The organism is Tardiphaga sp. 42S5 (assembly GCF_034044155.1).
In the GTDB taxonomy this organism is placed as follows: Bacteria; Pseudomonadota; Alphaproteobacteria; order Rhizobiales; family Xanthobacteraceae; genus Tardiphaga; species Tardiphaga robiniae.
In genome coordinates this window covers 4,639,443-4,653,816 of the sequence record NZ_CP139027.1, presented here as the reverse complement: position 1 = coordinate 4,653,816, position 14,374 = coordinate 4,639,443, and the positions used below count along the sequence as shown (strand labels likewise).

15 protein-coding genes are annotated in these 14,374 nt (G+C 62.1%); 8 read left to right on the top strand and 7 right to left on the bottom strand.

Annotated features, from left to right (window positions below; genetic code table 11):
• Nucleotides 1-161: 161 nt before the first annotated feature.
• Complete coding sequence (locus tag SFY93_RS21750) at nt 162-497, top strand: phasin family protein (protein ID WP_184517791.1); 336 nt, start codon at nt 162-164, stop codon at nt 495-497.
• A gap of 73 nt (nt 498-570) precedes the next feature.
• Here the strand turns inward: SFY93_RS21750 and SFY93_RS21745 are convergent, their stop codons facing one another.
• Nucleotides 571-1,938 (bottom strand): TadE/TadG family type IV pilus assembly protein, encoded by a 1,368-nt coding sequence (locus tag SFY93_RS21745; RefSeq protein WP_320444566.1) that lies wholly within the window; start codon nt 1,936-1,938, stop codon nt 571-573.
• Between the two features lie 523 nt (nt 1,939-2,461).
• On the opposite strand from SFY93_RS21745, the gene clpS reads away from it, so the two are divergent.
• The gene (clpS, locus tag SFY93_RS21740) at nt 2,462-2,794 is read left to right on the top strand and encodes an ATP-dependent Clp protease adapter ClpS (RefSeq protein ID WP_068734422.1); all 333 of its coding nucleotides are present in this window, start codon (nt 2,462-2,464) and stop codon (nt 2,792-2,794) included.
• Nucleotides 2,795-3,046: 252 nt separating this feature from the next.
• A complete protein-coding gene (gene clpA / locus SFY93_RS21735) occupies nt 3,047-5,446 on the top strand; it encodes an ATP-dependent Clp protease ATP-binding subunit ClpA (protein WP_089263729.1) in 2,400 nt (799 codons plus the stop codon).
• A 213-nt stretch (nt 5,447-5,659) separates the two neighbouring features.
• Here clpA and SFY93_RS21730 read toward each other — a convergent pair whose 3' ends face one another.
• Together SFY93_RS21730 and SFY93_RS21725 are read right to left on the bottom strand one after the other, a co-directional pair.
• The gene (locus SFY93_RS21730; RefSeq protein WP_068734400.1) at nt 5,660-6,010 is read right to left on the bottom strand and encodes a PilZ domain-containing protein; all 351 of its coding nucleotides are present in this window, start codon (nt 6,008-6,010) and stop codon (nt 5,660-5,662) included.
• 145 nt (nt 6,011-6,155) lie between these two features.
• Nucleotides 6,156-7,091, bottom strand: a complete 936-nt coding sequence (locus SFY93_RS21725) for a glycine/sarcosine/betaine reductase selenoprotein B family protein (RefSeq protein WP_320444565.1) — start codon at nt 7,089-7,091, stop codon at nt 6,156-6,158.
• 90 nt (nt 7,092-7,181) lie between these two features.
• Here SFY93_RS21725 and SFY93_RS21720 point away from each other — a divergent pair, with 90 nt between their 5' ends.
• The 5 genes from SFY93_RS21720 to tsaA all read left to right on the top strand — a co-directional run bounded on the left by SFY93_RS21720 (nt 7,182) and on the right by tsaA (nt 10,915).
• Nucleotides 7,182-8,153, top strand: a complete 972-nt coding sequence (locus tag SFY93_RS21720) for a transglycosylase SLT domain-containing protein (RefSeq protein WP_414716944.1) — start codon at nt 7,182-7,184, stop codon at nt 8,151-8,153.
• 91 nt (nt 8,154-8,244) lie between these two features.
• Nucleotides 8,245-8,979: an AzlC family ABC transporter permease gene (locus SFY93_RS21715; protein ID WP_320444564.1), complete on the top strand. Its 735-nt coding sequence runs from the start codon at nt 8,245-8,247 to the stop codon at nt 8,977-8,979.
• On the top strand, nt 8,976-9,320 hold the full coding sequence (locus tag SFY93_RS21710; RefSeq protein ID WP_320444563.1) for a branched-chain amino acid transport AzlD family protein: 345 nt from the start codon (nt 8,976-8,978) through the stop codon (nt 9,318-9,320). The genes SFY93_RS21715 and SFY93_RS21710 overlap by 4 nt, the downstream gene beginning before the upstream one ends.
• Nucleotides 9,321-9,410: 90 nt before the next feature.
• Complete coding sequence (locus SFY93_RS21705) at nt 9,411-10,397, top strand: Bug family tripartite tricarboxylate transporter substrate binding protein (RefSeq protein WP_320444562.1); 987 nt, start codon at nt 9,411-9,413, stop codon at nt 10,395-10,397.
• Between the two features lie 26 nt (nt 10,398-10,423).
• Nucleotides 10,424-10,915, top strand: coding sequence for a tRNA (N6-threonylcarbamoyladenosine(37)-N6)-methyltransferase TrmO (tsaA, locus tag SFY93_RS21700; RefSeq protein ID WP_320444561.1), 492 nt, complete (start codon nt 10,424-10,426; stop codon nt 10,913-10,915).
• Nucleotides 10,916-11,087: 172 nt separating this feature from the next.
• Here the strand turns inward: tsaA and SFY93_RS21695 are convergent, their stop codons facing one another.
• The 4 genes from SFY93_RS21695 to SFY93_RS21680 form a co-directional block, all read right to left on the bottom strand.
• Nucleotides 11,088-11,519, bottom strand: coding sequence for an HIT family protein (locus SFY93_RS21695; protein ID WP_320444560.1), 432 nt, complete (start codon nt 11,517-11,519; stop codon nt 11,088-11,090).
• Between the two features lie 71 nt (nt 11,520-11,590).
• Complete coding sequence (locus tag SFY93_RS21690; RefSeq protein ID WP_320444559.1) at nt 11,591-12,826, bottom strand: GNAT family N-acetyltransferase; 1,236 nt, start codon at nt 12,824-12,826, stop codon at nt 11,591-11,593.
• 197 nt (nt 12,827-13,023) lie between these two features.
• Nucleotides 13,024-13,770, bottom strand: coding sequence for a glycerophosphodiester phosphodiesterase (locus tag SFY93_RS21685; protein ID WP_320444558.1), 747 nt, complete (start codon nt 13,768-13,770; stop codon nt 13,024-13,026).
• 27 nt (nt 13,771-13,797) lie between these two features.
• Nucleotides 13,798-14,265, bottom strand: coding sequence for a RidA family protein (locus SFY93_RS21680; protein WP_092144382.1), 468 nt, complete (start codon nt 14,263-14,265; stop codon nt 13,798-13,800).
• Nucleotides 14,266-14,374: the final 109 nt, after the last annotated feature.

Here is a 14,374-nt window from a genome sequence, read left to right as displayed (position 1 = left end):
AACCCTTGCCAGTTACCCGTGCATTTATTGCCAATGGTAAAAATTGTGCATCGCACAGGATTCTTGACGTCATTGTGCACCGCACGATAGATGGGCAGGTCAGATCAGACCGGGGTCCACCCGGCCGCGGCTGACCCGTCCAATCCGGGAAAGGATTTGCAGTGATCAAGGTCGAAGACATCCAGCAGTACGGCAAGGAGCAGTTCGAGAGTGCAGTCGCATCGGCGGCCACGCTTCAGAACGGTGCACAGGCTATCGCTGTCGCGGTTGGCGACTACACCAAGAAGTCGTTCGAGGACGGCAACGCCTTCGTGACCAAGCTGTCCGGCGTGCAGTCGCTCGACAAGGTGCTCGAAGTGCAGACCGAATACGCCAAGTCGGCCTATGAATCCTTCGTCACTGAATCGCACAAGATCAGCGAACTCTATGTCGATCTCGCCAAGCAGGCCTACAAGCCGTTCGAAGGCTTCGTCGCCAAAATGACCCCGGCGCGCTGACGCGACACGGTTTTCAAATCAAAACGCCCGGCCTGATGGCCGGGCGTTTTTGTTTGAAGGTGTCGCCGCCGCTTTACTTTGACACGCGCAATGCGTTGAGCGAGTTGCCGATTGCCTTGAAGGCGTCGGCGATGCCGGCGTTGGTGCTTGTAGGAAAGAAATTGCCGGGATCGGCGCAGGATTTCAAAACTGCGGACTCCGGATCGCCGCCCGTGTTGACCTGGATCGTATAGATCACGGTGTCCTGCTTGTTGGTCACCGGGTTCAGCTTTTTGATATTGGCACACAGTAACTTCTGTCGATCGTCAACCAGTGTCGACCAATTGGCGCCGTCACCGTACCATCGGTCCTTGGTATTCATGCCGTCCGACAAGATGATAAGTGCATCTGTGTATTTGTAGTTCGAATCCTTGGCCGGTGCCGGGAATGGATCGCTACCGATCTGTAAGGTGCGCCAAGCCCAGGCCATGCCGATCGGCTGGTTGGTGCCGCCATTCGCCGACAGGGCATCGATCTTGTCTGTCAGCGTCTTAACGTTGGCAGCACCATAAGCCGATGTCATCCCAAGAATGGCTGAGGGGCATGCATTGTACTGGTAGGCCGGATAACGTGCTGTGCCCGACGGGGCTTCGTTGGTGGTGTCGTAAGGCTGATCGCGGTCAGTGACGCAGCCATTCCAGGCGTTCTTGTTGGAGCTCGCGTTCCAGGTTTGGCCAGCCGCTTGGCACTCGGCTTTGGTGTCGTAGTACGGATAGCTGCAGGATCCATATTCGTCCCATTTGAGCCAGGTCGCGTTCTTGTTCGACGCACCGACATTGACCATCTGCGCAAACGGAATGATCGAGATATAGGTGTCCTCGGTCATGCGCGAGTTGGCGCTCAGCGTCTTGATGAGACCCGTTGCTGCGTCCTGCATCGCCTTCAATTTGCCGGTCCCCATACCCATCGACCCGGTGACGTCGAGCGCCATGGCGACGCGCATGCGCGTCGAGCCCCAGGTCGTGGTCGAGCCGCTGCCGATCCCTAGTTGCGGGAGGCCGACCATCTTCATGAAATCGGTTGCGACGGCACCGGAGCCGTTGACCGTGACCGTGGAGCCGTCCTTGGTGTTGGTCGTGTAGCTCGCCGTCACCGTGATCTGGCCGGCATTCGTGTTGGTGTACAGCGCGTTGAAATAGGCCTTCGCCTTGTTGGTGACATCGGTCGCCGACATCGTCGGATTGGCGGACAGGTCCTTCGAAACCATCAAGGCTGCAGAGTCGAGCGCCGCTTGCATCGCCGAGCGGGCAGCGTTGGCCCGGGAGTAGTCGACAGCGGCACCCACGAAGCCGAGCAGGGGCACCAGAGCGACAGCGAAGGTCATCGCGATATTGCCGCCGTCGTGGCGTGCAAATCGGGATGCGATGCTCTTCGTCTGGCTCAAAATCGATTGAATAAACATCGTGACCGCCAATGGTGGGTTTCTGGCGGTCATTTCGGGGGCGGCGGCTGAACAGGTGGTAAAGGCGTCCTCAGAAAATCGGTAAAAGGCCAACTATTGGCCTGCCGCTGCGTCAGCGCCCGGTATTATCGTGAACGACGGTTAAATGGCTCGTTTGCTTATCCGGTCAAATCGGGCACGATCGGTTAACCCTGACCGGACCGAGGGGCCATCAGGCGGGGGCGTGGCGAGCCATTCCAGGTGCTTGCAGTGTGCTTGCGAGAACGGCCACAGGAACCCATATTGGCTCCATCGGTCCTGTAACGGACAGCGTCGCACCCATGCGGCGACCCGGGGCGCCTCTGTGCCCGAGGCGTCCGGCAGCACGTCGTGGCTGGGGACGCTGTCAATTCGGGGCTGGCCAATATCGGCTAGGGACTTTTATACAGGCGCTATGTTCCAGAAACCTTCGAAATTCATGCCTGACGGCATCCTGATGCCTGTGGCCGGCGCCCTCGACGATCGCCGCCGGCGGCCGCGTGGCATGGCAGAGGACGACAACCGGTCCAATGCGCCCGGTGGGCCGGCCACCTCGGTCATCACCAAGGTCAAACCCAAGACCAAGCGTCCCAACCTGTATCGCGTGCTGATCCTCAACGACGATTACACACCGATGGAATTCGTCGTCCATGTGCTGGAAAAGTTCTTCCAGAAGGACGCCGAGGCGGCGACGCAGATCATGCTCCACGTTCATCATCACGGGATCGGGGAATGCGGCGTTTTCACCTATGAGATCGCCGAAACCAAAGTGACGCAGGTGATGGATTTTGCGCGCAAGCACCAGCACCCTTTGCAATGCGTGATGGAAAAGAAGTAGCCTCGCGTGAATTCCCGGAAACTGGGAACGGGTCTTGCATTGAACTGATGTGAGTCGAACGCGGTCGTTCGGCTGCGTCAACAGCGCATGTGACAATGCGCTGGAATGAACAGACGTGCTCTGCGGAGACGTCACAACAACCAGCGGGAACCAGCCTTTCACCACGATCAGACATCACTATATGCGAGAAAGGTTCTTGTTGCCTGACCCGGCAACGACGATCATGATGGTGGGGGCCAACGAGGATGCGGAATGCCAACTTTTTCTCAAAGCCTTGAACAATCGCTGCATCGGGCGCTCTCGATTGCGAACGAGCGACACCACCAATATGCGACGCTGGAACATCTCCTGCTGTCGCTGGTGGATGACAGCGACGCAGCGGCAGTGATGCGGGCGTGCAGCGTCGATCTCGACAAGCTGCGCGGCAGCCTGGTCAATTATCTCGAAACCGAATTCGAAAACCTGGTGACGGATGGCGCAGATGACGCCAAGCCGACCGCAGGTTTCCAGCGCGTGATCCAGCGCGCCGTCATTCACGTGCAGTCGTCGGGTCGCGAAGAAGTGACCGGCGCCAATGTGTTGATCGCGATCTTCGCCGAGCGCGAAAGCCATGCCGCGTATTTCCTGCAGGAGCAGGACATGACGCGCTATGACGCAGTGAATTACATCAGCCACGGCATTGCCAAGCGGCCGGGCGTTTCCGAGGCGCGGCCGGTGCGCGGCGTTGACGAAGAGACCGAGACCAAAAACGGCGACGACGCCAAGAAGAAGGGTGAGGCGCTCGATACCTATTGCGTCAATCTCAACAAGAAAGCGCGTGACGGCAAGATCGATCCGGTGATCGGGCGTACGGCCGAGATCAACCGTGCGATCCAGGTCCTGTGCCGCCGTCAGAAGAACAATCCGCTGTTCGTCGGCGAAGCCGGCGTCGGCAAGACGGCGATCGCCGAAGGTCTGGCCAAGCGCATCGTGGACAGCGACGTGCCGGAAGTGCTGTCGGCCGCCACTGTGTTCTCGCTGGACATGGGCACGCTGCTGGCCGGCACGCGTTATCGCGGTGACTTCGAGGAACGCCTGAAGCAGGTGCTCAAGGAGCTCGAAGCGCATCCGAATGCGATCCTGTTCATCGACGAAATCCACACTGTGATCGGCGCCGGCGCCACTTCGGGCGGCGCGATGGATGCCTCGAATCTGCTCAAGCCCGCGCTGGCTTCGGGAGCGATCCGTTGCATGGGCTCGACCACCTACAAGGAATATCGCCAGCACTTCGAGAAGGACCGCGCATTGGTGCGCCGGTTCCAGAAGATCGACGTCAACGAACCGACCGTTGAAGATGCGATCTCGATCCTGAAGGGCCTCAAGCCGTATTTCGAGGATTACCACAAGCTCAAATACACCAATGAGGCCATCGAGGCCGCGGTGCAGCTCTCGTCGCGCTACATCCACGACCGCAAGCTGCCGGACAAGGCGATCGACGTGATCGATGAGTCGGGTGCGGCGCAGATGCTGGTGGCCGAGAGCAAGCGCAAGAAGACAATCGGCATCAAGGAAATCGAGACCACGATCGCGACCATGGCGCGGATCCCGCCCAAGAGCGTGTCGAAGGACGATGCCGAGGTGCTGCGACATCTTGAGTCGACTTTGAAGCGCGTGGTGTTCGGACAGGACAAGGCGATCGAGGCCTTGGCGGCATCGATCAAGCTAGCGCGTGCCGGCCTGCGCGAGCCGGAGAAGCCGATTGGCTCGTATCTGTTCTCGGGCCCCACCGGCGTCGGCAAGACCGAAGTGGCGAAGCAGCTGGCATCGTCGCTGGGTGTCGAGCTTATTCGGTTCGACATGTCCGAATATATGGAGCGGCACACCGTGTCGCGCCTGATCGGCGCGCCTCCCGGCTATGTCGGCTTCGATCAGGGCGGTTTGCTCACCGATGGCGTGGACCAGCATCCGCATTGCGTGGTGCTGCTCGACGAAATCGAGAAGGCGCATCCGGATCTGTACAACGTGCTGCTGCAGGTGATGGATCACGGCCGGCTGACCGACCACAACGGCAAGCAGGTCTCGTTCCGCAACGTGATCCTGATCATGACGACCAATGCCGGCGCGGCCGACATGGCACGCGCGGCCTTCGGCTTCACCCGCGGTAAGCGGGAAGGCGAGGATCAGGAGGCGATCAACCGGCAGTTCGCGCCGGAATTCCGCAACCGCCTCGATGCGGTGGTGTCCTTCGCACATCTGAATTCGGATGTGATCGGCATGGTGGTGGAGAAGTTCGTGCTGCAGCTGGAAGCCCAGCTAGCAGATCGCGACGTGACCATCGAACTGTCCGATCCCGCCAAGGCCTGGCTGATCCAGCACGGCTATGACGAGCAGATGGGTGCGCGCCCGATGGGCCGCGTGATTCAGGAGCACATCAAGAAGCCGCTGGCCGACGAACTGCTGTTCGGCAAGCTCAAGAATGGCGGTCATGTCCGCGTCATCCTGAAGAAGGACGAGGCGGTGCTCGGTGTCGAGCAGGAAAGCATCGGCTTCGAATTCGTCGATGGTCCCGTGACGCCGAAGCCGGAGAAGCTGCCGGCCAAGCGCGGCGCGGCGAAGAAGCCGAAGTCGGGTAAGGGCTCGGGTTCGGCCAAGGGACCGCTGGAGAAGGCGTAAGCCATCGGGCGATTGAACAAATGAAAACGGCCGGTGAGAGATCACCGGCCGTTTTTGTTTTGGGGGATACGCTCTCTGTCCTCATGGTGAGGAGGCGCCTCTTCGGCGCCGTCTCGAACCATGAATGCATATGCACCCATCCTTCGAGACGCGCGCAAGCGCGCTCCTCAGGATGAGGGCTGAGTTTGCGGTTTTGTTATTTGGCCAAACGCCTTACTGCCCCAGCAGTTTCTGAATCTGCTTTTGCAATTCGCGCTTTTTCTTCTCGCTCTTGCGCAGGCGCTCTTCGATGTCGGAGCTTTCCTTGCTCTCCACCGGCGGATCGGTGAAGGCGACGCCGACGATGTTGTCGCGCCACCAGACGATCCTGGCGAGGAACGAACGGCCCTTTCGCGCGATGTTGAGCGTCAGCTCATCCTTTGGCAGTCGCGCGCCGCTTCCAAATTCGATGCGGGCGCCGTCTTCGGAAATGTCGCGCACGACACATTCCTTGGCCTTCTGGTCCTTGGACGCGACGGCACCGTAGATCACCTTGTCCCTGACGTTCTTGCGCCGCTCGTCCATGTCCTGATGCCCCCTGAGGTTACAGGCGGGGACTGTACGCAGTTCCATCCGGCGGGGAAGGCTCTCGCGCGGATTGAGCGGATTTAACGTAAACCAAAGTTAAGGGCGATCGCCGAAAGACGGGGTGATCGGCCTCAGGACGGGCTCAGGCCGCCGTCTCGCGCAATCCCCGGGCAATGTCCTTCTGCTTGTCGAATTCGGCCCGGCGGCGCGCCAGTTCCTCGGCGCTGAGCAGGGCAACATTGTTGTAGTCGCGCTTCCAGACCGCGTCCTTGGCCCAGCGCTGCGGCGATTGCAGGGTGGTCTGCGGACCCACGGCGGATTCCAGCAGGCGCAGCGCCAATTCCAGGGTTTGCGCCTGGGAGGCCTTATCATGCGGCTTGCCGGCGGAGTTGCCGAGCGGGAAGTCGCTGAACAGGAAACGGGGCACGGCAGCGTGTTCGACAATGTCCTTGGCGCAGCCCGATACCACAGTGGAGATGCCGTTGGCCTCCAGCTCGCGGGCGACGAGGCTGATGGTCTGGTGGCAGACCGGGCAGTTCGGCACCAGCACCGCAACATCGACACCATCGGCCTTGGCGCGCTTGACGATCTCCGGCGCGTCGGTCTCAAGGGTCACGCGGTGGCTGCGATTGGTCGGCGCGCCATAGAAGCGCGGCGCGACACTGCCGATGCGGCCCGACGCCGCGAGTGCGCGTAGCGCGGGCAGGGGAAACCAGGTGCCGCTGTCGTCCGCCGTCGTGTGCACGCGATCATAGGCGATGTGCGAGATGCGCAGGTCATGATCGACCGACGTATCGCCGTCATAGACCTGATAGAACTTGGCGCCGCCGTTATAGAGCGCGCCCGGACCCTGATCGCCCTTGGCGGGATCGAAGGGCGCTGCGGTGGTGACGATGGCGACGCGCGACTGCGCCAGTGGTTTCTTGAGCGGCTGGAACGGCGCGTCGATGTGGTGGGACCAGCGATAGGGAACGTCATAGCCGATCGCCTGATAATAGGCGCGGGTGCGGGCCATATACTGGATTGGAACATCGTCGTCGCTGGCAAAGCCGGATGTGTCGTCGCGCGCGTCGGCCATTGTTTGCACTCCCGCTTTTGCCGTCTTTCATTCATAGCTAGCTGCTGGGGTCCCGCTGTCAAGGCGCGGGGAATCCGCGCGGGATAAGGCATGGCGTTCGGAAGCATCATCGGCCGGATAATTTGCCTCGCGGCGCTGTTGCTTGCGCCGGTCGCGGGCGTGCGCGCCGAGGAGCTCCCGATCAGCGAACTGGCGAAGCCCGGCGCGGACCGGATGCTGCCAATGGCGACTCCGGAAAAGCCCAATCTGGCGCGGGACAGTGGTGCCCGCGAGTCGATGTGTCTGATGATCGAGTCTGCAGCGCGAGCCAACGACCTGCCGCTGGAATTCTTCGCCCGTGTGATCTGGCAGGAAAGCCGGTTTCAGCCCGATGCCGTGGGTCCCGTGACGCGCAATGGCCAGCGCGCACAGGGCATCGCGCAATTCATGCCGGGCACGGCCAATGAGCGGCGTCTGCTCGATCCGTTCGATCCGGTGCAGGCGCTGCCGAAATCGGCGGAGTTTCTCAGCGAGCTGCGCAACCAGTTCGGTAATCTCGGCCTCGCGGCTGCGGCCTATAATGCAGGACCGCGCCGCGTGCAGGACTGGCTCGACGGCAAGGGATACATGCCCGGCGAGACCCGCAACTACGTCTCCGCGATCACCGGGGCGACGGTCGAGGACTGGCAGGCTGCGGGCCGTAACGGCAAGACGCCGCCGCGTGCCGCGACGTCGAGCTGCCGTGAATTGATGGCACTCCTGCAGCGCGCGCCCAATCCCTTCGTCACGCAACTGGAAGCGCGCGTGAAGCTTGGCGAAGCACGGCCATGGGGCGTGCAACTGGCGGCAGGCTTCAATCGTGACCGTGCTCTGATGTCCTACGCGCGTGTGATGCTGCGCTTGCGCACGGTGGTCGGCGAACGCGATCCCAACCTGCTGAGTTCGCTGTTCCGAAGCCGCGGCACGCGAACCTTCTACCAGGTGAGGATCGGGACCGACACGCGTGACGAGGCCAACGATCTCTGCGGCAAGATCCGCCGGGCCGGGCAAGGCTGTCTGGTGCTGCGCAACGGCAGAGCGTGACTGCTGGCACCCCATGCATTGGCGCCTCTTGACGCCGGCGGCTTTCGGCAGCCTATGACACGTCGGATCAACCAAGAAGAAACAAACCCACGTGTCGCTTCCTGCGCTGGATTCACCGAGATGGCAGGGCAGTGCGGCGGCCTTCCTTTACGGCATGCGGTCGATCACCACGACCATCCTGACGCTGGTCTTGTTCGCGACCTATATCGGCATCGGCGCGCTGGCTCATGACACGCATTTCAGCCTGTTCTGGGCGCTGGCCAGCACATTGTTCGTCTGGGCCGGCCCCGCACAGATTATTCTTCTCGTCGCGCTCGGCTCCGGCGCCACGGTCATTCAGGCGGCACTCGCCGTCACCGTAAGTGCGATCCGTCTGTTTCCAATGGTGGTGTCGGTGCTGCCGATGCTGCGCATGCCGGAGACCAAAAAGCGGCAACTGATCTTGCCGTCGCATTTCATCGCAGTGACGCTGTGGGTGGAATGCTTCCGGTTAATGCCGCTGGTCCCACGCGAGCGACGCATCGCCTTCGTCAACGGTCTCGGCCTCGGACTCGTCTTGTCGTCCCTGACCGCGACGTTCATCGGCTATCATCTCGCAGCCAATCTGCCGCCGCTGTTCGGCGCGGCGATCCTGTTGCTGACGCCGCTGGCATTTCTGCTATCGACGGCGCGCAACTGCAAACAGCTCGCCGATGTCGTGTCGCTCGTGCTCGGTCTCGCGCTGTTTCCTGTCGTGTCGCTCTTCAACACCGGCGTCGATATTCTGATATCGGGCGTCTCCGCCGGGACGATTGCCTATGGCGTGCATCGATGGAGGCGGCGATGAGCGACTTCATCGGCGACTGGCATGCGCTCGTCGTATTGCTGCTGGCGGGTTTCCTGCCCAATGAAGTCTGGCGCATGCTTGGCCTGTGGCTCGGCGGTGGTGTCGATGAAGAGTCCGAGATATTGGTCTGGGTGAGGGCGGTGGCCACCGCGATCCTCGCCGGCGTCATCGCGCAAATTCTGGTCGTGCCGCCCGGCGCACTCGCGAGTATTCCGCCGCCGCTGCGCTATGGTGCGGTCGCTGTCGGCCTCGTCGTCTTCGTCGCTTTCTGGCGCTCGATCTTTCTCGGCGTCGCATGCGGCGAGCTGGTGATGGTCACCGGCAAATACATCCTCGGTTGATAGACGACAGCGTCAGGCTGTATCGGCCTTGTATGACTGCGTGAACGCGATAGTCTCCGCTCAACTTAAAAATAGGGGTTGGGAGACGATATGAGATTGCGCGCAAGTTCTGCCTTGATAACCAGCATCGTCATCGCCGCGATGGGTTTTGCCGCGCCGCTCGCCCGTGCGGCGGAATATCCGACGCGCACGATCAAGCTCGTGGTGCCTTATGCAGCCGGCGGGCCGACCGACGTGCTCGCGCGTCTGGTGGCGGATTATCTCGGCCGCGACCTCAAGCAAACGACGATCGTCGAGAACAAGCCGGGCGCGCAGGGCGCCATCGCCGCCGAAATGGTGACGCGTGCAGAGCCCGATGGCTACACGCTGTTTGTTACGGCTGCATCCATCATGGTGCTCAATCCGCTGCTCTACAAAAAGCTGTCCTACGATCCGCAGAAGGATCTGCGGATGCTGACGGTGGTCACCGATCTGCCTGTGGTGATGGAAGTGCATCCGTCCGTGCCGGCCAAGACGGTGAAGGAATTCGTGGCCTACGCGAAGGCCAATCCCGGCAAGCTGAATTTCGGATCGGCCGGCACCGGCGGCACGATTCATCTGGCGGGCGAGATGTTCAAGCAGATTGCCGGCGTCGACATGACCCATGTGCCCTACAAGGGCGCGGGACCGGCGCTGACCGATCTCCTCTCCGGCAATATCCAGGTGATGTTCGATACGCTCTCCACCGCGCTGCCGCCGGTGAAGGCCGGGTTGTTGCGCCCGCTCGGCGTCAGTTCGAAAGAACGCAGTCCCGATCTACCTGATGTGCCCACCGTTATCGAGAGCGGCTATCCCGATTATCAGGTCGGCGTCTGGTTCGGTCTGGCGGGATCGTCGAAATTGCCGGACGATGTCGTGAAGACGGTCATGGCCAGCATGGACCGCGCCCTGAACGACAATACGTTCCGCGCATCGCTGGAGAAGATCGGCTTCCCCGTACTGCGGCCGAAGACGGTCAGGGAGATCAACGAATTCGTTGACGAAGACCGGGCCCGGTGGTCGAAGGTGATCAAGGCGCAGAACATCTCGCTGGATTGATCGACAGGATACAAGAACGGTGACCAATGGTTCGTGAAAGTGAAATCCGCGCCGGTGAACGCGCCGTCGATGCACCGAAGCCGAACCATGCGGGCCTCGTCTATATCGGGCGCATCCGCACGCCCTGGACGTCGCGGCTGGAAACGCCGCGGCAGGGCCGCCATGACGGCCCGGTGTGCCGGCTCGAGATCTTCGAGCCATGGGTGCCGGGGCTGAAAGACCTCGACCTCTACAAGCATCTCGAAGTGATTTACTGGCTGCATCTGTCGCGCCGCGACCTGGTGCTGCAGAGCCCCAAGAACGACGGCAATGCGCGCGGCATCTTCTCGCTGCGCACGCCGGTGCGGCCCAATCCGCTCGGCACGTCCATGGTCAAGCTGGTGGGGATCGAGGGATCGACCGTGCTGGTCCGCGGGCTCGATTGCCTCGACGAGACGCCGCTGCTCGATGTGAAGCCGGACCGCTGCGAATTCACGCCGCTGGCGCCTCTGCAGCCGGGGGATTTCCAGACGGAGTAGTTTCCCTCGCCCCGCTTGCGGGGAGAGGGTGGATCGAACGCACGGAGTGCGTTCGAGACGGGTGAGGGGGAGCCAGTGAGTGAAACACTGGCTCCCCCTCACCCGAAGCCTTCGCTATCGCTCAGGTTTCGACCTCTCCCCGCAAGCGGGGCGAGGTAAGACAGGCGACGATCTACCCAATCGCCGCCAGCGCCGCGATCAGCTTCGTCGCGTTGTCTTCCAGCACCTTCGGGTCTTCCTTGCGCGATGCCGGCGGCAGCAGGCCGACATTGTCGTGGCGCGGCATCACATGCATGTGCAGGTGAAACACCACCTGGCCGCCGGCCGCTTCCGAATATTGCGCGACGGTCATGCCGTCGGCCTTGAAGGCCTGTTTGCAGGCAGCGGCGATCTTGTGGGCGGCGCGGATCACATGGGCGTAGTCGTCCGGAGTGATGTCGAAGATGTTGCGCGCGGGCGCCTTGGGGATCACCAGCGTATGGCCGGGGGAGCGCGGCATGATGTCCAGGAACGCCAGCACGTGGTCATTCTCATAGACCTTGTAGCAGGGGAATTCGCCGCGCAGGATCTTGGCGAAGATGTTGTTGGGGTCATACGCGGTCATGGAATCCTCCGGAAAATTTCGGCGCAAATTTTGGCGACTGTCGCTGCCAGAGGGGAGCCGGTCAAGACGGCTTAATCCTGCTCGTCGCCCTTCCTGAACGGGCCGGCTTCGGTCAATTCGCGGACGGCCTCCGCGACATATTCGCGCTCGCGCTGAAGATATTCGCCGACGGCCTGACGCAGTCCGCGATCGGCGATGTAATGTGCCGAATAGGTGGTCTGCGGCAGATAGCCCCGTGCGATCTTGTGTTCGCCTTGCGCGCCGGCCTCGACGGTCTTCAATCCGCGGCGGATCGCGAAGTCGATGGCCTGATAGTAGCAGACCTCGAAATGCAGGAACGGATGATGCTCGACGGCGCCCCAGTGGCGGCCGAACAGCGTATCCGAGCCTATGAAATTGATCGCGCCGGCGATCCATTTGCCGTCGCGTCTGGCCATGATCAGCGCGACATCGTTGCTCATGCTCTCGGCGATCAGCGCATAGAACTCGCGTGTCAGATATGGCCGGCCCCATTTGCGCGAGCCGGTCTCCATATAGAAGGCGAAGAACGCGTCCCAGGCATCCTCGGTGATCTCGCTGCCGGTGAGGGGATGGATGGTGATGCCATTGGCCAGCGCATCGCGGCGCTCGCGCTTGATCGCCTTGCGATGGCGCGAATTCAGCGTTGCCAGGAAATCGTCGAAGGTGGCGTAGCCATCATTGCGGAAATGAAACTGCTGGTCGGTGCGCTGCAGGAAGCCGCGCGCGGCGAGAAATTGCCATTCGCTCTCGCGCGCGAAAGTGACATGGGCAGACGACGCATCGGTAGCCTCGCAGAGACCGACGAGGCCGCCGGCCAGCGCCGCGCCGACGCGTTCCACATCGACGCCGTCGCGGATCAGTAGGCGCGGGCCGGTGGCGGGCGTGAACGGAACCGAGGCCTGCAGCTTCGGATAGTATTGCCCGCCGGCGCGCTCATAGGCGTCGGCCCAGCCGCGGTCGAACACGTATTCGCCCTGCGAGTGCGACTTCAGATAGCAGGGCACGACGCCGAGGATGCGGCCCTCGCTCTTGGCGATCAGATGCCGCGGACCCCAGCCGGTGCGCGCACAGGCCGAATTCGATTTCTCGACCGCCGTGAAAAAGGCGTGGGACACGAACGGGTTGTAAGTGGGCTTCGAGGCGCAACCATTGGCCGCCGGCGCCAGCGTATCGAGGCTCTCAATGCCACCAAGCTCGGCATGACCGGTGGCACAGGCGTCCCAATCCGTGGCCGGGATCTGGCTGATGGACGCCACTGCTTCGAGCGTAATTTCCGATGACGTCATCAATCACTTGAACCGGTCATATGCGATCAACCGTCGCGGTGACCGCTCCTAAGATTGTGCATCGCGCCGGACACTTCAAGTCCCACTCCGTCATGCCCGGGCTTGTCCCGGGCACCCACGTCTTGGTCACACGCGCCGTAAGCAAGAGAGGCGTGGATGGCCGGGACAAGCCCGGCCATGACGGCGTTCTTTTCAGTTTACGGCACGAAGCCCTCGAAGGTCATCTGGTCGGCATAGCGGGCGGTGACGGCACGCTGTTCCGGTGTGCGCACGGTCCAGGTCAGCAGCGCGCAGCCGAACAGGTTGCGGGCGATCCAGGGCGCCGGGGCCGGCAGTTCCTTGACCCAATAGGAGACGAAATGCGGCCGGGTGCGGAAGGCATGGCGGAGATGGCGCATGCCGTTGCGCTGGGCCTGCGTCAGCGTCAACCACTCGCCGTCGTCATAGGTGCGCTGGGCGGTGATGCCGCGCGGGATCTCGGGGGCGATCTCGCGCATCGCGAGAACCTGATCGGGATCGAACGACATCCAGGCGACGGGCCCGCGATAGGTTTTGAGAATCTCGGCGACGCGGGCGACCAGTTTGCGGTTGCCGTCGAAATGGCTCTTGATCTCGATCACGAGCCCGACACGGCCATCGATCAGAGCGAGCAGATCGCCGAGCGACATCATGCGCTCGGGCGTGTCCTTGAAGGTTATTTGCTTGAGCTCGGCGGAGGTCTTCGCGAGCAGGGGGCCGGAGCCCTCGGTCAGGCGTCCCAACTCATCGTCATGATGCACCATCGCCTCGCCGTCGGCGGTGAGCTGCACATCGGTCTCGATGCTGAAATTGCCTGATATGGCGGCGCGCATGGCGCCGGGCATGTTCTCGATAATGCCGCGGGCAGGGTCGTGCAGGCCACGATGCGCGACCGGCCGGGCGATGAGCCAGTCAGGTGCGCGCATCGGGATTGTCCTTGAATGCGTCCTGGATCAGATGACTTCAAACACCGCGTCGACCTCGACCGCGCAATCGGCGGGCAGCGAGGCGACGCCGACAGCGGCGCGGGAGTGCCGGCCCTTGTCGCCGAAGGCGGCGACCATCAGGTCGGATGCGCCATTGATGATCTTCGGCGCGTCGATGAAATCCGGCGTCGAATTGACGAAGCCGCCGAGACGGACGACGCGGGCCACCTTGTCGAGATCGCCGAGCGCAGCCTTGACCTGCGCGAGGATGTTGATCGCGCAGCCGCGCGCGGCATTGACGCCCTGTTCGAGGGTGACGCCGGCGCCGAGCTTGCCCTTGGCGATCAGCTGGCCGTCGGCGCCCATGCAGATCTGACCGGAGACGAACAGCAGATTGCCCGTGCGGACGAAGCCGACATAGTTCGCTACCGGGCTCACCGGCTCGTGAAGTTTGACCCCCAGATCCGCAAGTTTCTGCTCGACCGTTCCTGCCATCGTGATTCCCCAAACAATTGATGATGTGCCTAAACAAAAGTCCCCAAAGGGTTCAGGCACTGTCTGTTTCACCCATACCGCCCCGCCGCGCAAGTGACGATCCGGCGAC

Bases quoted from the DNA above. Each gene is read 5' to 3' on its own strand.
- tsaA (WP_320444561.1), top strand. From the start codon at position 10,424: ATGGTTCGTGAAAGTGAAATCCGCGCCGGTGAACGCGCCGTCGATGCA.
- SFY93_RS21725 (WP_320444565.1), bottom strand. From the start codon at position 7,091: ATGGCCGACGCGCGCGACGACACATCCGGCTTTGCCAGCGACGACGAT.
- clpS (WP_068734422.1), top strand. From the start codon at position 2,462: ATGGCAGAGGACGACAACCGGTCCAATGCGCCCGGTGGGCCGGCCACC.
- SFY93_RS21685 (WP_320444558.1), bottom strand. From the start codon at position 13,770: ATGCGCGCACCTGACTGGCTCATCGCCCGGCCGGTCGCGCATCGTGGC.
- clpA (WP_089263729.1), top strand. From the start codon at position 3,047: ATGCCAACTTTTTCTCAAAGCCTTGAACAATCGCTGCATCGGGCGCTC.
- SFY93_RS21705 (WP_320444562.1), top strand. From the start codon at position 9,411: ATGAGATTGCGCGCAAGTTCTGCCTTGATAACCAGCATCGTCATCGCC.
- SFY93_RS21690 (WP_320444559.1), bottom strand. From the start codon at position 12,826: ATGACGTCATCGGAAATTACGCTCGAAGCAGTGGCGTCCATCAGCCAG.
- SFY93_RS21710 (WP_320444563.1), top strand. From the start codon at position 8,976: ATGAGCGACTTCATCGGCGACTGGCATGCGCTCGTCGTATTGCTGCTG.
- SFY93_RS21730 (WP_068734400.1), bottom strand. From the start codon at position 6,010: ATGGACGAGCGGCGCAAGAACGTCAGGGACAAGGTGATCTACGGTGCC.
- SFY93_RS21695 (WP_320444560.1), bottom strand. From the start codon at position 11,519: ATGACCGCGTATGACCCCAACAACATCTTCGCCAAGATCCTGCGCGGC.
- SFY93_RS21720 (WP_414716944.1), top strand. From the start codon at position 7,182: ATGGCGTTCGGAAGCATCATCGGCCGGATAATTTGCCTCGCGGCGCTG.
- SFY93_RS21745 (WP_320444566.1), bottom strand. From the start codon at position 1,938: ATGTTTATTCAATCGATTTTGAGCCAGACGAAGAGCATCGCATCCCGA.
- SFY93_RS21680 (WP_092144382.1), bottom strand. From the start codon at position 14,265: ATGGCAGGAACGGTCGAGCAGAAACTTGCGGATCTGGGGGTCAAACTT.